This is a genomic window from Amycolatopsis vastitatis, from assembly GCF_002234595.1.
GTDB classification, from domain to species: Bacteria; Actinomycetota; Actinomycetes; order Mycobacteriales; family Pseudonocardiaceae; genus Amycolatopsis; species Amycolatopsis vastitatis.
Genome location: NZ_NMUL01000002.1, coordinates 44647 through 64764 on the forward strand (window position 1 = coordinate 44647; position 20118 = coordinate 64764).

Consider the following 20118-nt stretch of genomic DNA (forward strand, 5'->3'; position numbering starts at 1 on the left):
GCTCCTAGTGCTCGTCGCGCGGGCGAGCGTCCCACGCCTTTACCAAGGTAGAGAGGTCGCCGGGCAGCGTGACGTCCGGGAGACCTTCCTTGCCCTTCAGCCACGGCCCGAGGGCTTCGATCGTCTCCTCGTCGAGACCGCGGCGGGACAGGCCCACGACGTTGACGCCGGTGACGCGGGCCGGGTTGCCGACGGCGATGGTGAACGCGCCGATCTCGCGCCGCACCGCCGAGCCCATTCCGATCATCGCGCCGGGCCCGACCACGACCTTCTGGTGCAGGATCGCGCCCATGCCGAGGTTCGCGCCGTCCCAGATGTGGCAGTGGCCCCCGGTCACGGCGTTCGAGGCGATCGTCACGCCGTCGCCGACCAGGCAGTCGTGCGCGATGTGGGAGTTGCGGAGGTAGTAGCCGTCGCTGCCGACGGTCGTTGTCCGCCAGGTTCCTTGATGAACACTCACGTACTCGCGGATGCGGTTGCGGCTGCCGATGACGACACCGTGGCCGTCGTGATCCGGGTCACCGGTCGGAGCGTCTTCCCAGGAGGCGGGATGCGGACGGTTGCGGTCCTCGCCGGGTGTGCCGATCGTCACGTGCGGGCCGATCCAGTTGCCGTCGCCGATCCGGGCCGGCCCGGCGATCACCGTGAACGGCCCGATGACGTTGTCCTCGCCGAGCTCGACGCCTTCGCCGATGACGGCGGTCGGGTGGATGCGGTTGGCCACGGGCGGGTATCCGTTCGTCGGCGGCTGGGTACTGGGCGTGCTACCGCGCCCGGTAACGTGTGGCCCGCGTTGTTGCAGGGCGGCCGGGCGCAGAACCGGCGGCTCACTGTACCGGACGCACCGAAATCGCCTGCCGAGAGAGACTGCCCATGATCCCCATCACTGTGGTCGACGTCCGCGACGCGGAGGACCTCGTCGTCGAGGTGCTGCGCTCCGGCGCCATCGCACAGGGACCGATGGTCAAGCGCTTCGAAGACGCCTTCGCGGCGGTCTCCGGGACGAAGCACGCGATCGCGGTGAACAACGGGACCACCGCGTTGGTCGCCGCGCTCCAGGTGCTGGACCTGAAGCCGGGTGACGAGGTCATCACCTCGCCGTTCACCTTCGTCGCGACGCTGAACGCGATCCTCGAGGCCGGCGCGACCGTCCGGTTCGCCGACATCCGGCGCGACGACTTCGCGATCGACCCCGACGCCGTCGCCAAGGCCGTGACGGACCGCACGAAGGTGCTCATGCCCGTGCACCTCTACGGCCAGACGGCGGACATGGGCAAGCTCGCGCCCCTGGCCGCCGAGCACGGCCTCCAGGTCATCGAGGACTCCGCGCAGGCCGTCGGCGCGTCGTTCGAGGGCAAGCAGGCCGGCTCGTTCGGCATCGGCTGCTTCTCGCTGTACGCGACGAAGAACATCACCACCGCCGAAGGCGGCGTCATCACCACGGACGACGACGCGCTGGCCGACAAGTTGCGCGTGCTGCGCAACCAGGGCATGCGCGCCCGCTACCAGTACGAGGTCGCCGGCCACAACTACCGGATGACCGACCTGCACGCCGCCGTGGGCATTCCGCAGCTGGCGAAGCTCGACCAGCTGACCGCCGCCCGCCAGGCGAACGCGAAGCGGCTGTCCGAGGGCCTCGCGGGCACGCCGGGCCTCGAGGTCCCGAAGGTGCTGCCGGGCCGCGAGCACGTGTGGCACCAGTACACCGTGCTGGTCGGGCCGCACGCGTTCCTCTCGCGCGACGAGCTCGCCGCGGCGCTCACCGAACGCGGCATCGGCAACGGCATCTACTACCCCAAGATCGTCTTCGACTACGACTGCTACGCGGGTCACGACCTGATCCCGGGCGCGCGCGTCGAGGACTTCCCGGTGGCTCGCGCCGTCTCGGAGCAGGCGCTGTCGCTGCCGGTGCACCCGCACCTGACCGAGTCCGACCTGGACACCATCATCGAGACAGTTCGCGAGGTACTGGGCGCATGACGCATCGGATCGCTGTTGTCGGGACCGGGAACATGGGATCGCTGCACGCACGCGTGCTGGCCGGGAACGAACGCGTGGATCTCGTCCGCGTGATCGATCCGCGCGAGGAAGCGGGCCGGGCCGTCGCCGAGCGGTACGAGACGAAGTGGACGCCCGAGCTCGGCTCACTGTCCGATGTGGACGCCGTGGTGCTGGCCTCGGCCACCGAGGTGCACTACGACCTGGCGCAGGAGATCTTCCGCCAGGGCAAGCCGATGCTGGTCGAGAAGCCGGTCTGCAACAGCTTCGAGAAGTCCCAGGAAATCGTCTCGCTGTCGGCGAAGAACGACATCCCGCTGATGTGCGGGCTGCTGGAGCGTTACAACCCGGCGGTCATGACCGCGCTGGCGCTGGTGCAGGAACCGATCCACCTGATGGCGCGGCGGCACGGCCCGTACGCGCCGCGGATCAAGACCGGCGTCGCGTGGGACCTGCTGGTGCACGACGTCGACCTGGCGATCCAGTTCTTCGGCGGGGCGACGCCGTCGCGCGTGACGTCCGGCGCGGGCTACTTCCACCCGCAGTCGGCCGAAGGCGCCGAGGACACCATCGAGACGGTGCTGTCGTTCCCGACCGGCCTGGCCACGGTGTCGGCGTCCCGGCTGGGACAGCGGAAGGTCCGGTCGCTGATGGTGTCGGAGCTCGACCGGCTGATCGAGATCGACCTCCTGCGCCGCGACGTCACGATCTACCGGCACGTCTCGCACGACTCCGTCACCCCGGACGGCCTCGGCTACCGGCAGCAGACGGTCATCGAGATCCCGGAGCTCGTCACGGCCCGGGAGCCCCTCGCGACCCAGCTGGACCGGTTCTGCGACCTCCTCGAGGGCAAGATCGACGCCGACACCGAGCGCGACCTGATCCTGCCGTCGCACCACGTCGTCGAGCAGGTCCTGACGCAGGCCGCGGCCTAGCTCACCGGCACCGGGAACGCGGCCGGGCTCCGGCGATCGCCGGGGCCCACCGCGCGGACGCCGAAGAAGACGTTGTCCTTCGACAGGTCGATCTTCGCCGTCAGCGCCGGGCCGACGTCGATCGCGTGCGTCCAGTCCGGGGCCGTCGTCTCGCGCCAGAGGACCTCGTAGCTCGTGGCGCCCGGCGTGGCGTTCCAGAGCAGCTCGGAGTCGTTCGTCAGGGCCGCCGTGCGGATCTTCACGGCCTTCGGCGTGCCCGGCGCCGTCGCCAGTGACCACAGCGCGGCGCCGTTCACCCGCGCCACCCGCGCGATGAACGGGAAGTCGCAGAACTCCGGCAGGTCGCCGTACTGGACGCCGTTCTCGACGCGGACGTCCTGGTGCTGGTGCGCGAAGTCCTCGTTCGGCTCGGTGAACCGCGCCGCTGGGTAGCCCTGCTCGAGGAAGCCGATGTGGTCGCCGCCGCGCAGGTAGCGGTCGCGCCGGTAGATGACCCGCACGGTCATGCCGGTCGCGTCGTTCTCCGCCACGGACTTCACGAACCGGGCCAGCTGCCGCGGCGGGGAGTCGTTCTCGCCGCCGATGCTGCGACGCAGGTTCGCTTCGGCCGGCGTCTCCGCCGTCGGGACGCCCTCGGCGAACAGGCGGATCGTGAAGGGGTCGCGCGTGCCGTCGTCGGCGCGGCTGGAGCCGACGATGTCGTCGGTGAACATCGCCTGGACGTCGGTGCCTGCCGCCTTGAACTGCTGCGCCAGGTACCGCGAGCCGTAGAGGCCCTGTTCTTCGCCCGCGACGGCGGCGAAGACGATCGTCGCGGGCGGCTGCCGTGTCGAGAGCACCCGGGCCAGCTCCAGGGAGACCGCGACGCCCGAAGCGTCGTCGTCCGCGCCCGGCGCGTCCCCGGTGAAGTCCATGACGTCGGAACGGCGCGAGTCGTAGTGCCCCGAAACGACGTACACGCGCCCGGGATCGGTGGACCCGCGCAGCGTCGCGACGACGTTCGTGATCTTCGTCGGCACCGGGATCCGGTCCGCCGGCGGCTGGACGTACGACTGCAGTTCGACGCTCAGCCGTCCCCCGGAGGCCGCCGCGACCTGCTGGAACTGCGCGAAGAGCCAGTCACGGGCGGCGCCGATGCCGCGGGCACTGTCGTCCTGCGCGGACAGCGTGTGCCGGGTGCCGAACGCGGCCAGCCGCCGGACGGTCGCTTCGATCCGCCGTTCGTCGACCTGGCGCAGCAAGGCACGCTGCTCCGGATCCGGGCGCTGGGGGCGAACCGGGGCGCCGGGCCCGCGGTCCCCCGGTTCGGCGGCGCCGGCCGGGACTCCGGTCGCGGACGCCGCCACCGTCGCGGCCGACGCGGTGAGGAACGCTCGTCGAGAGGTCACGGTGGGGTTCTTACGCCCGCCGCGCGTCCGCGTGTACCGCCTATTTGGTGAGGCGCTCGCCGTTGGCGTCGTACGCGACGAGCGGGGTCAGCGACGCGGAGTCCGGGACCTGGTCGGGGTTGAACCAGAAGATGACCACGTTCGGATCGGCGGTCCACTTCGCCAGCTTGGCTTCCACCGTGGCGCCGTGGACCGTGGTGGTGATCTTGGTCGCCGGCCCGGCGAAGTAGCCGAAGACCGGGATGACCTCGCCCTCGAGGGTCTCGCCGCCGTCCGTGGCGTGGAAGCCGAACGACCGGTCGGAGCCGCGGAACTCGTTCGTGACCAGCACGGCCTGCAGCGAGGTCCCGGACCGGAAGCCGGCCACCAGGCCGAAGCGGACGCCTGGCAGCTCCGGCAGGTCGAGGGCCCGCGCGTAGAAGACGAGCTCCCCGGCAGAGGTCCGGATCCCGGTGCCGACGACCTCGCCGATCGGCTGCTCCGCGTGCGGCGCTGGGGCCGCTGTCGACAAGGCGGGCTGGGGCGACGGCGGCTGCGCGACCGGGGCGGGCGCGGGCTGCCGCAGCTGGACGGCGAACACCACCACGAGCACGACGGCGGCCGCGGCGGCGATCCCGGCGGTGCCCGTCAGCACGCGGCGGCGGCGCCGGAGCCGGGTGCCGTCGGCCATGATCCTGGCCAGGTCCGGCTCGGCGAAGGGCTCGTCGGGCGGCTGCCGGAGGGCGGCGCGGAAGTCGTCGAGATCGTTCATCGCCCGCTCCCTCCGATCAGCGTGTCCTCCGGGCCGACCTCGACCCTCAGCTTGGCCAGGGCCCGCGAGTTGGTGCTCTTCACGGTACCCACCGAAACGCCGAGCTCACGGGCCACGTCGGCTTCGGGCAGGTCGAAGAAGTGCCGCAGCACGACGACGGCGCGTTCGCGGTCGGTCAGCTTCTCGAGCACCGCGGTGAGCCACGCGCGCTGGGTGACGGCCTTGTCGACGTCGAGGCGGTCCTGCTGCTCGGGCAGCACCTCGGTGGCGTACTCGCGGATGGGGCGCCGCCAGCCGTCGATGACGTGGTTGACCAGGACGGTGCGGGCGTAGCCGTAGGCGTCCTTGTGCCGGACCCGCGACCAGGCCGCGTACGTGCGCGTGAAGGCGGTCTGGGCGGCGTCCTCCGCCTGGTGGCGGTCGCCGGTGAGCAGGTACGCGGCGTGGGTGAGCCGGGCCGACGAAACGCGGACGAACTCCGCGAACTCCTCGTCGCCGCGCGCCATGCGTCACCTCTTTTCGTCCGTTTTCACTGACGGCCGGGCGGCGGAAAGGTTGCCCTCAACCTTTCCGAGCGTACGCCCGTACTGAGCTGTGGACGATCTTGCGCCCCGGCTCGGCCGGGGCGCCGACTGAGGGAGAAAGCCGATGAAGAAACGACTTTTCGTCGCCGGCGCGGCCGTCGCCGCGTGTGGCGCACTGGTGGTGTCCGGTGTCCTGGCCACCGCGAACGCCGCCGCGGCACCGGCCGCGGACACCGTGGCCGCACCGGTTTCGCCGCCGCCCACGCGCGTCGCGGCGTCCCAGCACGAAGTACTGGGCGACGTCATCCCGTCGGGCTTCGGCGACGTGGTCTTCTACGGCGTGAAGCTGCAGGAACCGCGGCTCCCGGAGACGACGTTCGGCATCATGGCCGGCGCGCGTGACGCGGCGGGTCGGCTGACGGACCTGATCATCGCCAACGAGACGACGGGCTCCGACAAGGCACCGGGCTTCCACGCGGTGTCCGGCGGCCTGAACATCAACGGGCACGACGTGCCGACCTTCGGCTACTACTCCGGCCCGGCCGCGAAGATCACGGGTCGCATCTGGGGGACGACGGGCGTGGCGCACCAGGCGCGCTGGAGCGCGGACCCGAACGTGGTCGTGTTCTGGTTCAACCCGGGCGTGGCCGAGCCGGAGAACCTCAAGGCCTACGACGCGGCGGGCAACGAACTCCCGGCGGGCGACACGGGCGTCGGCCACGGCTGAAACGTTGCGTAACCGCAATCCCACGGGACGTGACTGAGAGCTAGATTGTCCTCCGGACGCAACTCGGGGGCTCTCTTCGCCGCCGCATGCCTGTTGACCGGGGTCACAGCGTGTCGGGGCGGCTCCGCGACGGCGGCGTCGGCGACCACGCCGGCGCCGCCGTCATCCACTTCGGTAAGCGCTACGGCCGCTGGGCGTGCCGAGTGATGAGGGCGTTCAGGTCGATGGTGAGTTCGGCACCGGCGAACTCGAGCTTGGCGATGCCGGATTGTTCGCCGAAGTCTTCGTAGTCCTCTTCGACCAGCCTGTAGGTGGTCATGCTGACCGGCGGGTCGAGGTCGATGATCCAGTAGTGCTCGATCCCGGCCTCGGCGTACTCGGAGAACTTCGTGACCCGATCGGTCCGCTTGCTCCCCTCGGACAGGACTTCGACGGCCAGTCGTACCTCACCGACAGCCAACCGGGCCGGATTCGCCTCCACGAGAGCGGTCGGTACCACCATCACATCGGGTACGCGCACGGTGAGCGGCACCTCGGCGACCACCATCTCGGTCTCCTGTAGTGCAGTGAACTCGCCCGGGATCTGCTCGTCGAGCCAATAGGTCAGCCGCGTGACGGCACGTTGATGGAACGACAACGGGCGCGGCGACACGAGAAGGACCCCTTCGACCACTTCGACATGGAACTCCTTCATTTCCGGGAGTTCGATCCAGTCGTCGAGGGACAGGAGATGGTGAGGCCATTCCATGACACTCAACCGCCTTCTCCTGTCTTCGGTCACTGGACGTCATCTTCTCACGCAGCCTGCCGTATTGCCACTGCTCTGAGTAGTCACCCAATGGGGCCCTACCAGCGCAAACTGTCACAAACGCCGAACAGCGAGCCACCGCCAGCGCTGCCGCTCGGTGACCACTGTGGCGGCCGCCAGCACGCTCACGACGATCGCCGCCCACGCAGGCCAGGCGATCCACGAACTGACCACCGCGGCGACGAGCTGCAGCAGCACCAGCAGGATCGTCACCCAGCCCGGCACGGCGACGATCACCTTCGCCTTGTCGCCCGGTGTCGAGAAGCACGTCGGCAGGCCGATCAGCACCACCACGGACAGCGCCGCCAGCAGCCAGGAATGCCCGGCCAGTGCCCATGGCGTGGCCACCCAGGCGACGAGTTCGGTCGTGAAGCGCAGGACGGACGGCAGGCGGTCGTCAGGACGGCCCGCGGTGGATTCCCCAGTCACCCGCGAAAGCTACTCCGAAAAGTCGCCCGGCGGCGCGCCCCAGCCGGGAGACTGGCCGCGTTCCTCCGCGATCTCCCGGCGGCGGGCGTTCTCCGCGCGGACCCGGTCCACTTCGGACTGGATGTACTCCTCGTCGTAGCGCTGGAAGACCCGGGCCGGGTTGCCGGCCACCAGCGTCCGCGGCGGGACGTCCTTCGCCACCACCGAGTTCGGCTGCACCGTGGCGAAGTCGCCGATCGTCACGCCCGCCATGATCACCACCAGGCCGCCGATGAAGCAGCCCTTGCCGATCTTCACCGGTTTGCGCTCGATCAGGTCGCTGCCCGAGTGGTTCTGCAGCGTCATGTTCGCCAGCCAGCTGGAGTGCGTGAAGATCAGCGTGTTCAGCCCGATGCTGGTGTGCTCGCCGATCTCCAGGCCGCCGCTCGCGTCGAGCGCCGCGCCTTCGCCGATCCAGCAGTGCTCGCCCATCTTCAGGTTCTCGGGGCTGATGATCTTCACGCGCTCGCGCACCCGGCACGTCGAGGGCAGCCCGTAGAACGCCGCCCGCTCGGCGTCGTTCATGTACTGCGAGACCAGCTCGGTCAGGATCTGCGGGCGCAGCCGGTGGCTGCGCTCGTCATCGAAGAACATCGGCTTCCGACACCAGCTTCTCGAACGTCCTCAGGTGCTCTTCGGTGACGACGTCGAGGCCGAAGTTCGACCGCACCATCTCGCTCTCGCGCTGCGCGATCAGCGCCCGCTTCTCCGCGTCGTCGAGCAGCTCGATCACCGTGCGGGCCACCGCTTCCGAGTCGTCCGGGCGGACCAGCAGAATGTTCTCGCCGTTGCGCAGCTCGATGCCCGGGTAGTTGTCCTCGGTGACCGACGCGATCGTCGCCGTGCCGGAGAGCATCGCCTCCAGCGACGCCGTGCCGCAGCCGCCGTTGAGGTCGTGCGTGACGATGTCCGCCGCCGCGAAGTACGCCGGGACGTCCTCCTTCGGCACCGGGCCCGCGACGACCAGGGCGTCCGAGACCCCCAGCTCGGCGGCCCGCTTCAGGAACGCGTCGTGGTAGACGCGGCCGACCACGACCACCCGGACACCGGGATGTTTGTCCAAAATGGACGGCAGAGCTTCGATCAGCGGCAGCCGGTTGCGCAGCGGGATCACGTGCCCGAGGGAGACGATCAGCGGCTCGTCGCCGATCCCGTGCTCCGCGCGGACGTCCTTCGTCACCGGCTTCGCGAAGTGGCCGGTGTCGACGGCGATCGGGAAGTACTCCGAGTTCGCGTCGCTGGTGCCGTACCGCTCGACGCAGTAGTCGACGCCGAGCTTGTCGAGGATGACGTACCGCGGCCGGATGTAGTTCAGGATGGGCCGCACGAGCACCGCGTCGAGCAGCCGGAACACCCCGCCGTACAGCTTGTTGTCGCTGATCAGCAGGGTGTGGATGGTCAGCAGCGTTGGGACGCCGTGGCGCCGCGCGTAGATCCCGGCCAGCCAGGACAGGTCGAAGAACTGGCCGTGCAGGTGGATCGCGTCCGGCTTGAACTCGTCCAGCAGCTTCCACAGCCGCCGCCAGTTGCCCGGCCGCAGCGACGCGAAGCTCATGTCGAAGTCGATCGACAGCCCGACCTGCGGCATCTTCACCGCCGGGAGGCGCACGACGCGGTAGCCGTCGCGCTCCTCCTCCACCGGCGCCTCGCCGTAGGCGGCGGTGATCGCCAGCACCTCGTGCCCGGCCTGGACGAACTGCGCCGCCAGTGACGCCGCCATGTGCGCGCTGCCGCCGACCCGCGGCGGGAAGAAGTTGTTCACCACCGCGACGCGCATCGCACGTCCTCGGGCAGGCCCCGCGACTGAATTCATGCCGCCTCCGCGGGAAAGAGCACGTCGGCGGTATTCACTCGGTTTCCTTGACCAGGTCCCGCATCCCGTCTTCGACGGTGATCAGCGGCTCCCAGCCCAGCACGTCACGAGCGCGGCTGATGTCGGCGGCGCGCCGCGAGACCAGCACGTCACGCTCGTTGAACAGCGGCTCGACGTCGACACCGACGGCCTCGATGAGGATCTTGGCCAGCGCCGCGATCGACGTGTCGATGCCGGTGCCGATGTTGATCGGCACGTTCGCCTTCTCCGACTCCAGCGCCGCGAGGACGGCCCGCGCGAGGTCGGTGACGTGCACGAAGTCCATCGACTGGTCACCGCGGCCGTCGATGATCGGCGGCTGGCCGTTGCGCAGCCGCTGGATGAAGTGGTTGATCACGGACGTGTAGTAGGCCTCGATCTTCTGGCCGGGGCCGTACACGTTGAAGAACCGCAGCGCGTTCCAGGACAGGCCCTGGGTGCGCTCGTAGAAGCCGAGCAGGTCCTCGCCCGCGCGCTTCGAGATGCAGTACGGCGTGAGCGGGCGCAGCTCGTCGTCCTCGTGCATCGGCAGCCGCTTCGGGTCGCCGTAGACCGACGCCGTCGAAGCGAACACCAGCCGCTCCACGCCCTCGTCGGCCGCCGCGGCGAACACGTTGTGGTTGCCGATCATGTTGATGTCGATCGACTCGTGCGGGTCGGCGATCGACTTGTTGATCGACACCGTCGCGAAGTGGATGACGTGCGTGCAGCCGCGCATCGCCTCGCGCACCGCGCCGCCGTACCGGACGTCCTTTTCGACGAGTTCGACCTTGCCGGTGGCGACGAACTCGTTCACGCGGGACCGGTCGCCGCGGGTCATGTTGTCGAAGATCCGGACCGTGTAGCCACTCTCGAGCAGGAGCGGGATGACGTGCGCGGCGATGAAGCCACCGCCCCCGGTGAAGAGCACCTTCTTGTCGGACACCAAATTCTCCTCGGTCGGTGGCTTCAGGACAGGGACTGCACGGCTTCGCGCACGACCTCGGCGACGCGGGTGACTTCGGCGTCGGTGAGGTTGGCGTGCATCGGGACGGCGAGCTGACGCGCGAACGCGTCCGCCGAAACGGGCAGCGGGGCCTGAGGCCCGTAGATCGGCTGCAGGTGCGAGGCGTAGGTACCGAAGTTGCACTGGACGCCCTGCTCGCGGATCCGCAGCGCCAGGGTGTCGCGGCTGATCTCCGGGGCGACCGTGAGGAGGTAGGCCTGCCAGGGGTGTTCGCGGTCGGGCAGTTCGACCGGGACGGTCAGCGCGTCGACTTCGGCGAAGGCCTCGTGATAGCGCTTCGCGACCGAACGGCGGGCCGCGAGCAGGTCCGGCAGCCGGTCGAGCTGGACGTTCATGATCGCGGCCTGGACGTCCGACATCCGGAAGTTGTAGCCGAGCTCGTGGAACTCCGGGATGGGCAGGGTGTTCGAGCCTTCGCGGCTGATCGCCGGCTCGATGCCGTAGGTGTGCAGCTTGCGGGCGTGCGCGATGAGGTCTTCGCGATCGGAGACCAGCGCGCCGCCCTCGCCGGCGGTGATGCCCTTGCGGCCGTGGAAGGAGAACGCGGCGAGGTCGGCGAGGCTGCCGGCCGGGCGCGTGTTGTACGTCGCGCCCGCGGCGCAGGCGGCGTCTTCGAAGAGCCAGAGGCCGTGCTTGTCGGCGATCGCGCGGTATTCGTCGAAGTCGCCGGGCTGGCCCGCGACGTCCACGGCGAGGATGCCGACGGTCTTCGGGGTGATCAGCGACTCGACGTGCGCCGGGTCGGCGCTGAACACGTCCGGGCGGATGTCGGCGAACACCGGTGTCGCGCCGGCCTGCACGACGGCGTGGCCGGTCGCCGGGAAGGTGTAGTCCCCGACGATCACCTCGTCACCCGGCCGCACGCCCAGGACCTTGAGGCCGAGGAAGAGCGCGGAGCCGCAGTTCGCGGTCGTCAACGCGTGCGCCGTGCCGGTGACCTGGGCGAACCGCTCCTCGAAGCGACGGCACGCCGGTCCGGCACCGGCCAGCCAGCCGGACCGGAAGACCTCGGCGACGGCGGCGAGCTCCTCTTCGCCCACGGTGGGTTGACCTAGGGCAATGCTCTCGGACGACATACCTCTCCCATTGCGTGGGGACCCGGCGAAGTGTATAGACGCACGCTCAGGTGATTCACAGGCCCACGCCGAAGTCGACTTTCGAATGGCGCCCACCACGTGCCGAAGGACGTCCTACGCTGGGCCCATGCGATTCGGGGTGCTGGGGGCCGTCGCCGCATGGGACGCGGGCGGCGCACTGGTCGCGATCGGCGGCCCGCGGTCGCGGACGCTGCTGGCCTTGCTCGCCCTCGAAGCCGGGCGGTTCGTGCCCGCCGAACGGCTGATCGACGGCATGTACGGCGAGTATCCGCCGGACGGCGCGGCGAACGCGCTCCAGTCCCAGGTCTCGCGCCTGCGGACGGCGTTGAAGGAGCTGGCGCCGGTCGAGTTCACCGCGGCCGGGTACCGGCTCGTCGTCGAACCGGACGAAGTGGACGTTCTCGCCTTCGAACGTCTTGCGCGGGAAGGCCGGGCGCTGCTGAAGAACGGCGAGCACGCGCGAGCCGCGGACGTGCTCGGCGAGGCGCTGGCGTTGTGGCGCGGGACGGCGTTCAGCGACCTGGCCGACGCGCCGTTCGCCACCGCCCAGGCCGCGCGGCTCGAGGAGCTGCGGGCGGACGCGGCGGACGACCACGTCGAGGCCCGGCTGGCACTGGGGCAGGCCGAGGACGTCCTCGCCGGGCTGCGGGAGACCGTCGCCGCCCAGCCGCTGCGGGAACGGCCGCGTGCCCAGCTGGTGCGGGCGCTGGCCGCCGCGGGCCGGCCGGCCGACGCGCTCGCCGCGTTCGAAGACGCCCGCCGCACCCTGGCCGACGAACTCGGCGCCGACCCCGGCCCGGAACTCGCCGAAGCCCACCTCGCGGTGCTCCGCGGCGAAACCGAACAGCCGGTGATCCCGGCGCTGCCCGCGCAGCTGACCAGCTTCGTCGGCCGCGGCGACGAGCTGCGGCAGGTGGCGGAGCTGCTGGCGCGCAACCGGCTCGTGACGCTGACCGGGCCGGGCGGCACCGGCAAGACCCGGCTGGCCGTGGAAATCGCCGCGGCCGAAGCCGGGACGGTCGCGTTCGTCGAGCTGGCACCGCACGGCGGCCCCGACGTCGTCCGCGCGGTGCTGAGCGCGCTCGGCCTGCGTGACGCGCCGACCGCCGCACTGGCCGCGGCCCGCGGTGGCCCCCAGGACCCCCTCGAGCGGCTGGTGTCGGCGTTGCACGACCGCTCGACGCTGCTGGTGCTCGACAACTGCGAGCACGTCGTCGACGTCGCGGCCCGGCTGACCGCGCGGCTGCTCGCCGCGTGCCCGGGCCTGCGGGTGCTCGCGACCAGCCGCGAGCCGCTCGGCATCACCGGCGAGCAGCTGGCACCAGTGCCGCGGCTGGCCGTCCCGCCGCCCGGGACGCCCGCCTCGCGAGCCACGGAGTTCCCCGCGATCCGGCTCTTCGCCGACCGGGCGGCCGCGAGCGACCCCGCGTTCGCGGTCGACGAATCGACGATCGGCGACGTCCAGCACATCTGCGCGGCCCTCGACGGCCTGCCGCTGGCCCTGGAGCTGGCCGCGGCCCGTGTCCGGGCCCTGGAGCTCGGCGAGATCGCCGCCCGGCTCGACGACCGCTTCCGGCTCCTCGCCCGCGGCAGCCGGACGGCGGAGGCGCGGCACCGCTCGCTGCGCGGCGTCGTCGAGTGGAGCTGGGACCTCCTCGGCGCCGAGGAGCGCGAGCTGGCCCGTCGGCTGACGGTGTTTTCCGGCGGCGCGACCGCCGCGGCCGCCGCCGAAGTGTGCGGGGCCGACGGTGACCTGCTGCTCGAACTGGCCGACAAGTCGCTGGTGGAGGCCGTCGGCGGCCGGTTCCGGATGCTGGAGACGATCCGCGCGTTCGGTGCGGAGAAGCTCGCCGAAGCGGGCGAAACCGAGGCGTTCCACCGCGCGCACGCCGAGTACTTCCTGCGCTTCGCCGAAGAAGCCGACCCGATGCTGCGGACCGCGGCCCAGCTGGAGTGGCTGGCACGGATCGACGCCGAGTACGACAACCTCCTGGCCACCCTGCGCTGGGCCACCGACCACGACGTCGTGCTCGCCCTGCGGCTGGTGCCGCCGCTGGCGATGTACTGGTGGATGCGCGGACGGCGGTTCGAGGGCGCCGGGCTGTCGCTGGCTGTCGTCTCGCGGTGCCCGCCGGACCTGCGCGAGGAGTACGTCGAAGAGTTCCTGGTGTGCGTTCTCGGGGCGATGTCGGCGCATCCGGACGAGTCCCTGGAGCAGTACCTGCCGATGGTCCACCGGTACGCGACGAGCGTGGACTGGGCGCCCCGCAACCCGATCCTGGTGATGCTGATGGGCGTGGTCGCCGGTCCGCCGGATGACGACGAGCAGCTGCTCGGCCGCGGCGAAGCGCTGCTGGCCCACGGCGACCCGTGGACCTGGGCGCTGCTGCCGACGGGGATGGGCCTGCGGGCGATGATGACGGGCGACCTGGCCGCGGCCGAGGAAGGGCTGCGCGAAGGGGCGGCGCAGTTCCGGGCGCTGGGCGAGCGGTGGGGCCTGTCGATGGCGCTCGACCACCTGTCGCAGCTGCTGACCTGGCGCGGCGAGCACGACGCCGCTCTTCCGCTGATGGACGAAGCACTGGGCCTGATGCACGAGATCGGCGCGACGGACGACGCCGCGGACCTCATGACCCGCCGCGCCTGGACCCGGCTGCTGTCCGGTGACTTCGGCGGTGCCCGCCAGGACTACGAACTGGCGGCGGCGATGGCCCGGCGCACGGGAATGCCGGAATCGCGCGCGTCGGCGTACATCGGACTGGCCAACCTGTCCCGCCACGAAGGTGATCCGGCGACGGCGCGGGAGTGGTGCGAGCGCGCGTTGACGGAGTGCCGGGGTGGCTCGTTCTCGGCGGAGACGGTCCGCGCGATGGCGATGGTCTCGCTGGGCTGGCTCGCGCTGGCGGAGGGCCAGGCCGCAGAAGCGGCCGCGTGGCACCGCGACGCGTTGGTGCTGGGCCGTCACTGGCACGCGAGTGACGTGGTGGCGGCCGCGTTGGAGGGCATGGCGGGCGCCGCGGCCCAGCCGGCGCAGGCGGCGGTGCTGCTGGGCGCGGCGGCGGGGATGCGCGGGACGCCGATCGCCGGCGACCTGGACGTGTCGGCGGTGCGGGCCCGGGTGCGCGAGTCGCTGGGGGCGGACGGGTTCGAGCGCGCCTACGGCACCGGCTTGGGGATGAGTGCCCAGAAGGCGCTGACCACGGCCGGGCTGGCGGAGGTGACCGGCTCAGCCGCTGATCCTTCCCCTTCCCCGCTCGCGTAGCCTGGTCGATCGTGCGCAACGTCGTAGTCGTCGGGGGCGGGATCGTCGGTCTGGCCGTGGCCTGGGAGCTGACCAGGCGCGGGCTGGACGTCACCGTGCTGGAAAAGGAGTCCCGCTGGGCGGCGCACCAGACCGGGCACAACTCGAACGTCGTCCACGCCGGCCTCTACTACAAGCCGGGTTCCTTCAAGGCGCGGATGTCGGTCGCCGGGAACCGGTCCATCGTGGACTTCGCGCGCCAGTACGGCGTGCCCGTCGAGGTGTGCGGGAAGCTCGTCGTCGCGACCCGGGACAGCGAAATTCCCGCGCTGAACACCCTCGCCGAGCGGGCCGAAGCCAACGGCGTCCCGGCGAAGAAGATCTCCCCCGCCGAAGCTCGTGAGTACGAGCCCGAAGTGTCCTGCGTCGCCGCGCTGCGGGTCGAGTCGACCGGGATCATCGACTTCCCCGGCGTCTGCCAGGCGCTCGTCCGGCTGCTCGACGAGGCCGGCGTCGACCTCCGGCTGGACAGTCCCGCGGTGGCCATCCGCGCTCGCGGCAACGGCGGCGTCGAGGTCGCCACCGGCAGCGACGTCGTCGTCGCCGACGGGCTCGTCAACTGCGCCGGCCTGCACTCCGACCGCGTCGCGCGGCTGGCCGGGCTGACGCCGTCCGCGCGGATCGTGCCGTTCCGCGGTGAGTACTACGAGCTCAAGCCGGACCGGCGGCACCTCGTCAAGGGCCTGATCTACCCCGTGCCGGACCCGACGCTGCCGTTCCTCGGCGTGCACCTCACGCGCATGCTCGACGGCAGTGTCCACGCCGGCCCGAACGCCGTGCTCGCGCTGCGGCGCGAGGGCTACCGCTGGACCGACTTCTCCGCGAAGGACGTCGCCGAGGTCGCGGCCTTCCCCGGGATCTGGCGGCTGGCGCGCAAGTACGCGTTCCCGACCGGGCTCGACGAGGTCCGCCGCTCCTTCTCGAAGAAGCGGTTCGCCGCGAGCCTCGCCCGGCTCGTCCCGGCCGTCACCGAAGCCGACATCGTCCGCCACGGCTCCGGCGTGCGGGCCCAGGCGATGCGCCGCGACGGCTCGCTCGTCGACGACTTCCTCATCGAAACCGCGCGCGACCAGGTGCACGTCCTGAACGCGCCGTCGCCGGCCGCGACGAGCGCGCTCGAGATCGCGCGCCACATCGCCGACCAGGTGTCTTCGGACAGCTAGCCCGGCAGGTTCGCGGTCACCAGCGGCAAGCCCTGCTTGACGAGGTCGCACGTCTTGGTGTCGTCGCCGATGAACCCGCTGACCACCTCCACCGAAGACGTCTCGCTGATCGCCAGGGTCGCGCCGCAGGTGACCCGCAGGCCGCCCATGTTCGGGAACACGCCCCACTTCTTGCCGCCGACGTCGACGGTTTCGGTCGGGGGGACGTCCTTCGTGCCCGGCCACTCGCCGGCCGGCGTGCTCGGCCCGAGCCAGACCTCGAACGCCTTCTGGCCTTCGTCGCCGTCGGTGTCGTCCCACAGGCAGTAGGTCGCGTTCGGGACCGTGGACGAGCTGTCCTTCTCACCGTTGGGCGAGATGTCCTTCAGCTGGGCCACCTGGTCGGGCTTCAGCATCGTGCACGGGTCCACCGACAGCAGCGGCCCGCCCGGCTCCGGCTTCGACGACCGCGACGGCGTGATCGACGGCGCGGGCTTGCCGCCGGGCAGGTGCTCGGCGACCTGCGGGATGGCCGCCTTGGCCAGCTCGCAGGACTTCTCGATCGGCGGCCCGGAGACGCTGACGTACGCGAACGACTTCGCCCCGAGCACGGTGTACATGACGCAGTCGTCGCCGAGGACGGACGCGTACTGCGTCCAGCTGAGGCCCCCGAGCTGCTGGGGCGAGGACTTCCGGAGCGCGCCTGCCAGGTAGTCGTCCAGGGTGATCGACGTCGTCATGCCGACGTTGAGCACCGAGGAGGGGTCGACGTCGTCCGTGCTGCTCCACAGGCACATCGACGGCTGGTCGGACTCCTTGTTCTCCTTCACCGCGCGACCGGGGTTCTGGTAGCCGAGGGCGCCGACCTGGTCGGGGCTCAGCAGCGAGCAGGCGTCGACGGCCTTGGCCACCGGGCCCTGGCCCGGCACCGGCGACGCCGAACCGCCGACGGTCACCGTGCAGCCGGTCACCACGGTCACGGCCGCGAAGACCGCCATGACCTGCCATTTTGCCAATCCGGCCGAAAGTAGGCGGACACGGGCCGGAGCGCATCCGCTCACTGGCCGCTGGTCCGCCGTGGCTGCCGGCCGGATTGGCAAAGATCGGCGCAGTATCCGCATGAGTCCTCCCGTTCGGCCCGGACTGTACTGGGACGAACGGAGCAGCACCGCGGATCCACCGGATTCAGCGGGGCGTCAGGACTTCCTTGCCGCCGACGAACGGGCGCAGCGCCTCCGGCACGCGGACGGAACCGTCCTCCTGCTGGTGGTTCTCGACGATCGCGACGATCCACCGGGTGGTGGCCAGGGTGCCGTTGAGCGTCGCGGCGATCTGCGGCTTGCCGTTCTCGTCGCGGTAGCGGACCGACAGGCGGCGGGCCTGGAACGTCGTGCAGTTCGACGTCGAGGTCAGCTCGCGGTAGGTCTCCTGCGTCGGGATCCACGCCTCGCAGTCGAACTTGCGGTGCGCGGACGTGCCGAGGTCGCCGGTCGCGGTGTCGATCACCCGGTAGGGCACCTCGATCTTCGCCAGCATCTGCTCTTCCCAGCCGAGCAGCCGCTCGTGCTCCGCCTCGGCGTCCGCCGGCTTGGCGTAGACGAACATCTCCACCTTGTCGAACTGGTGGACGCGGATGATGCCGCGGGTGTCCTTGCCGTACGAGCCTGCCTCGCGGCGGTAGCAGGACGACCAGCCCGCGTAGCGGTTCGGGCCGTCGTCGAGGTCGAGGATCTCGTCGGCGTGGAAGCCGGCGAGCGGCACCTCCGACGTGCCGACGAGGTAGAGGTCGTCGTCCTCGAGGTGGTAGATCTCGCTCGAGTGCTGCCCGAGGAAGCCGGTGCCGGCCATGATCTCCGGGCGCACCAGCGACGGCGTGATCATCGGCGTGAACCCGTTTTCGAGCGCCTGCGCGATGGCCATGTTGAGCAGGCCGAGCTGCAGCTGCGCACCGACGCCGGTGAGGAAGTAGAACCGCGAGCCCGAGACCTTCGCGCCGCGTTCCATGTCGACGCCGCCGAGGCCTTCGAGCAGCTCGAGGTGGTCCTTCGGGGTGAAGCCGAGCTTCGTCGGCTCGCCGACGTGCTTGAGGACGGTGAAGTCGTCCTCGCCGCCGACCGGCGCGTCCGGGTGGACGAGGTTCGGCAAGGTGCGGAAGAGCTGGTCGAACTCCTCCGACGCGGTGTTCTGCTCTACTTCGGCGGCCTTGACCTGCGCGGCGAGCTCCTTGGCCGTGGCCAGCAGCTGCTGCTTCTCCTCCGGCGGCGCCTTCGGGATCTGCTTGCCCAGGAGCTTCTGCTCGTTGCGCAGCTTGTCGGCGGCCGCGATCGAAGACCGGCGGCGGGTGTCGAGGGAGAGCAGCTTGTCGACCACTCCTTCGTCCTCGCCACGGGCGCGCTGCGACGCGCGCACGGCTTCCGGGTCATCGCGCAGAGTCCTGGGGTCAATCACGGGTCAGAGGGTAGTCCGTACAGACTGTGCGTCCCTACTGGGTTATCCCGACAGTCTGATCGTTGAAGGGCTGTTCACGGCCTCCCCATACTCCTTGGAGACTCGCAGAGGAGGCGTCCGAATGACCGACGAGCTGCTGGCCCGCCACCGCGCAGTGATGCCGAGCTGGATGTCCCTGCTCTACGAGGAGCCGATCGAGATCGTGCACGCGCACGACCGGCGGATGACGGACGCGCAGGGGCGCACCTACCTGGACTTCTTCGCCGGCGTGCTGACCAACTCGATGGGCTACGACGTCGCGGAGATCGGCGACGCGGTCCGCAAGCAGCTCGACACGGGCATCCTGCACACCTCGACGCTGTACCTGATCCGGTCCCAGGTCGAGCTGGCCGAGCGGATCGCGAAGCTGTCCGGCATCCCGGACGCGAAGGTGTTCTTCACGAACTCCGGCAGCGAAGCCAACGACACGGCGTTGATGCTCGCGACGCAGTTCCGGCGCAGCAACCAGGTGCTGGCGATGCGGAACTCCTACCACGGGCGTTCGTTCGGGACGGTGGCGATCACCGGCAACCGCGGCTGGTCGGCGTCGGCGCTGAGCCCGGTCAAGGTCAACTACGTCCACGGCGGGTACCGGTACCGCAGCCCGTTCCGGGACATGTCGGACGCGGACTACATCGACGCGTGCGTCGCGGACCTGGTGGACGTGCTGGACACGGCCACGGCAGGCGACGTGGCATGCCTGATCGCCGAGCCGATCCAGGGGGTGGGCGGGTTCAGCCTCCCCCCGGACGGCCTGTTCCGGGCGATGAAGGAGGTGCTCGACGAGTACGGGGTGCTGTTCATCTCGGACGAGGTCCAGACCGGCTGGGGCCGCACGGGCGAGCACTTCTGGGGCATCGAGGCCCACGGCGTGACACCGGACATGATGACGTTCGCGAAGGGCCTGGGCAACGGCCTCGCGGTCGGCGGCGTGGTGGCCCGCGGAGACGTCCTGGATTGTTTCCAGGCCCAAAGTTTCTCGACGTTCGGCGGCAACCCGGTCTCGATGGCGGGCGCGACGGCGGTCCTGGACTACATCAAGGACCACGACCTGCAGGCGAACTGCGCGGCCCGCGGCGAGCAACTGCTTGGAGGACTGCGCTCGATCTCCTCGCCGATCGTGGCGGAGGTCCGCGGCAAGGGCCTGATGATCGGAGTGGAGCTGATCAAGCCGGGCACAACCGAGCCGTTCGTCGCAGCGGCGGCCCGGATGCTGGAGGAAACGAAGAAGCGAGGCCTGCTGATCGGAAAGGGCGGCCTGCACGGCAACGTCCTGCGCCTGGGCCCCCCAATGACCCTCACGGCAGAAGAGGCCCAGGAAGGGCTGGACATCCTGACGGACTCACTGGCGGCAACGCACGCAGCGCTCGCCTGACTCCATAAAGGAGCTGGGTGGTCATCCCGTCGCCTGAGGCCGCGAAATCACTTTGAGCCGGGCCCGCAACCCAAGGACCAACGCGAGAAGACGACGCAAGCTTGCGGGCCCGGCTCAAAGTGATAGGCCTCAATCAGGCGACGGGATGACCACCCGGCGGCCCCCACGAGAAGGTGGGAGGACAGCGATCGGGGTGGCCATCCCAGAGCCTGCCCGTCCGGCGAGGACAGTCTTTTCTTCTGCTGCAATCCGCGGCATA

18 protein-coding genes are annotated in these 20118 nt (G+C 70.5%); 6 read left to right on the top strand and 12 right to left on the bottom strand.

The genetic code is table 11. The annotated features are described in order from the left end of the window. Nucleotides 1–4 precede the first annotated feature (4 nt). Nucleotides 5–724 (bottom strand): acyl-ACP--UDP-N-acetylglucosamine O-acyltransferase family protein, encoded by a 720-nt coding sequence (locus CF165_RS01555; RefSeq protein ID WP_093945594.1) that lies wholly within the window; start codon nt 722–724, stop codon nt 5–7. 149 nt (nt 725–873) lie between these two features. On the opposite strand from CF165_RS01555, the gene CF165_RS01560 reads away from it, so the two are divergent. Continuing rightward, nucleotides 874–1980: a DegT/DnrJ/EryC1/StrS family aminotransferase gene (locus tag CF165_RS01560; protein WP_093945595.1), complete on the top strand. Its 1107-nt coding sequence runs from the start codon at nt 874–876 to the stop codon at nt 1978–1980. Further along, nucleotides 1977–2933, top strand: coding sequence for a Gfo/Idh/MocA family protein (locus CF165_RS01565; protein WP_093945596.1), 957 nt, complete (start codon nt 1977–1979; stop codon nt 2931–2933). The genes CF165_RS01560 and CF165_RS01565 overlap by 4 nt, the downstream gene beginning before the upstream one ends. Here the strand turns inward: CF165_RS01565 and CF165_RS01570 are convergent. Genes CF165_RS01570 through CF165_RS01580 form a run of 3 tightly spaced genes read right to left on the bottom strand, consistent with a single transcriptional unit; the run spans nt 2930 to nt 5578 of the window. Further along, the gene (locus tag CF165_RS01570) at nt 2930–4321 is read right to left on the bottom strand and encodes a M20/M25/M40 family metallo-hydrolase (RefSeq protein ID WP_093945597.1); all 1392 of its coding nucleotides are present in this window, start codon (nt 4319–4321) and stop codon (nt 2930–2932) included. The two genes, CF165_RS01565 and CF165_RS01570, sit on opposite strands and share 4 nt — an antisense overlap. A 40-nt stretch (nt 4322–4361) precedes the next feature. Next, entirely contained in the window at nt 4362–5072 is a 711-nt protein-coding gene (locus CF165_RS01575) for a hypothetical protein (RefSeq protein ID WP_093945598.1), read from the bottom strand. Continuing rightward, the gene (locus CF165_RS01580; RefSeq protein WP_093945599.1) at nt 5069–5578 is read right to left on the bottom strand and encodes a SigE family RNA polymerase sigma factor; all 510 of its coding nucleotides are present in this window, start codon (nt 5576–5578) and stop codon (nt 5069–5071) included. Before CF165_RS01580 ends, CF165_RS01575 begins: the two co-directional genes overlap by 4 nt. A gap of 142 nt (nt 5579–5720) precedes the next feature. On the opposite strand from CF165_RS01580, the gene CF165_RS01585 reads away from it, so the two are divergent. Then, nucleotides 5721–6323 (top strand): hypothetical protein, encoded by a 603-nt coding sequence (locus CF165_RS01585; protein WP_093945600.1) that lies wholly within the window; start codon nt 5721–5723, stop codon nt 6321–6323. Between the two features lie 181 nt (nt 6324–6504). On the opposite strand, the gene CF165_RS01590 is transcribed toward CF165_RS01585, so the two are convergent. The 6 genes from CF165_RS01590 to CF165_RS01615 form a co-directional block, all read right to left on the bottom strand. After that, nucleotides 6505–7104 (bottom strand): Uma2 family endonuclease, encoded by a 600-nt coding sequence (locus CF165_RS01590; protein WP_240521420.1) that lies wholly within the window; start codon nt 7102–7104, stop codon nt 6505–6507. 81 nt (nt 7105–7185) lie between these two features. Beyond that, the gene (locus tag CF165_RS01595) at nt 7186–7560 is read right to left on the bottom strand and encodes a hypothetical protein (RefSeq protein WP_093945602.1); all 375 of its coding nucleotides are present in this window, start codon (nt 7558–7560) and stop codon (nt 7186–7188) included. 9 nt (nt 7561–7569) lie between these two features. Then, complete coding sequence (locus CF165_RS01600; RefSeq protein WP_093945603.1) at nt 7570–8193, bottom strand: acyltransferase; 624 nt, start codon at nt 8191–8193, stop codon at nt 7570–7572. Continuing rightward, on the bottom strand, nt 8180–9376 hold the full coding sequence (locus tag CF165_RS01605; protein WP_093945604.1) for a glycosyltransferase family 4 protein: 1197 nt from the start codon (nt 9374–9376) through the stop codon (nt 8180–8182). Before CF165_RS01605 ends, CF165_RS01600 begins: the two co-directional genes overlap by 14 nt. A 70-nt stretch (nt 9377–9446) precedes the next feature. Further along, nucleotides 9447–10376, bottom strand: coding sequence for an NAD-dependent epimerase/dehydratase family protein (locus CF165_RS01610; RefSeq protein ID WP_093945605.1), 930 nt, complete (start codon nt 10374–10376; stop codon nt 9447–9449). A gap of 23 nt (nt 10377–10399) precedes the next feature. Further along, nucleotides 10400–11533, bottom strand: a complete 1134-nt coding sequence (locus tag CF165_RS01615) for a DegT/DnrJ/EryC1/StrS family aminotransferase (RefSeq protein WP_167441311.1) — start codon at nt 11531–11533, stop codon at nt 10400–10402. 127 nt (nt 11534–11660) lie between these two features. Here CF165_RS01615 and CF165_RS01620 point away from each other — a divergent pair, with 127 nt between their 5' ends. Continuing rightward, a complete protein-coding gene (locus CF165_RS01620) occupies nt 11661–14816 on the top strand; it encodes an AfsR/SARP family transcriptional regulator (protein WP_093945607.1) in 3156 nt (1051 codons plus the stop codon). A gap of 11 nt (nt 14817–14827) precedes the next feature. Then, nucleotides 14828–16018 carry an L-2-hydroxyglutarate dehydrogenase gene (gene lhgD, locus CF165_RS01625; RefSeq protein ID WP_093945608.1) on the top strand — a complete coding sequence of 397 codons (1191 nt, stop codon included), beginning with the start codon at nt 14828–14830 and terminating at the stop codon, nt 16016–16018. Here the strand turns inward: lhgD and CF165_RS01630 are convergent. Next, nucleotides 16015–16995, bottom strand: coding sequence for a DUF3558 family protein (locus CF165_RS01630; protein ID WP_093945609.1), 981 nt, complete (start codon nt 16993–16995; stop codon nt 16015–16017). The genes lhgD and CF165_RS01630 overlap by 4 nt on opposite strands. Nucleotides 16996–17182: 187 nt before the next feature. Next, nucleotides 17183–18445: a serine--tRNA ligase gene (gene serS, locus CF165_RS01635; protein ID WP_093945610.1), complete on the bottom strand. Its 1263-nt coding sequence runs from the start codon at nt 18443–18445 to the stop codon at nt 17183–17185. A 121-nt stretch (nt 18446–18566) separates the two neighbouring features. Between serS and CF165_RS01640 the strand changes: the two genes are divergently transcribed. Continuing rightward, nucleotides 18567–19859, top strand: a complete 1293-nt coding sequence (locus tag CF165_RS01640; protein ID WP_093945611.1) for an aspartate aminotransferase family protein — start codon at nt 18567–18569, stop codon at nt 19857–19859. Nucleotides 19860–20118: the final 259 nt, after the last annotated feature.

Excerpts from the sequence above, each read along its gene's own strand:
- CF165_RS01560 (WP_093945595.1), top strand. The coding sequence starts at position 874 with ATGATCCCCATCACTGTGGTCGACGTCCGCGACGCGGAGGACCTCGTC.
- CF165_RS01565 (WP_093945596.1), top strand. The coding sequence starts at position 1,977 with ATGACGCATCGGATCGCTGTTGTCGGGACCGGGAACATGGGATCGCTG.
- CF165_RS01580 (WP_093945599.1), bottom strand. The coding sequence starts at position 5,578 with ATGGCGCGCGGCGACGAGGAGTTCGCGGAGTTCGTCCGCGTTTCGTCG.
- CF165_RS01630 (WP_093945609.1), bottom strand. The coding sequence starts at position 16,995 with ATGGCGGTCTTCGCGGCCGTGACCGTGGTGACCGGCTGCACGGTGACC.
- CF165_RS01585 (WP_093945600.1), top strand. The coding sequence starts at position 5,721 with ATGAAGAAACGACTTTTCGTCGCCGGCGCGGCCGTCGCCGCGTGTGGC.
- CF165_RS01600 (WP_093945603.1), bottom strand. The coding sequence starts at position 8,193 with ATGTTCTTCGATGACGAGCGCAGCCACCGGCTGCGCCCGCAGATCCTG.
- CF165_RS01615 (WP_167441311.1), bottom strand. The coding sequence starts at position 11,533 with ATGTCGTCCGAGAGCATTGCCCTAGGTCAACCCACCGTGGGCGAAGAG.
- CF165_RS01605 (WP_093945604.1), bottom strand. The coding sequence starts at position 9,376 with ATGCGCGTCGCGGTGGTGAACAACTTCTTCCCGCCGCGGGTCGGCGGC.
- CF165_RS01640 (WP_093945611.1), top strand. The coding sequence starts at position 18,567 with ATGACCGACGAGCTGCTGGCCCGCCACCGCGCAGTGATGCCGAGCTGG.
- CF165_RS01620 (WP_093945607.1), top strand. The coding sequence starts at position 11,661 with ATGCGATTCGGGGTGCTGGGGGCCGTCGCCGCATGGGACGCGGGCGGC.
- CF165_RS01575 (WP_093945598.1), bottom strand. The coding sequence starts at position 5,072 with ATGAACGATCTCGACGACTTCCGCGCCGCCCTCCGGCAGCCGCCCGAC.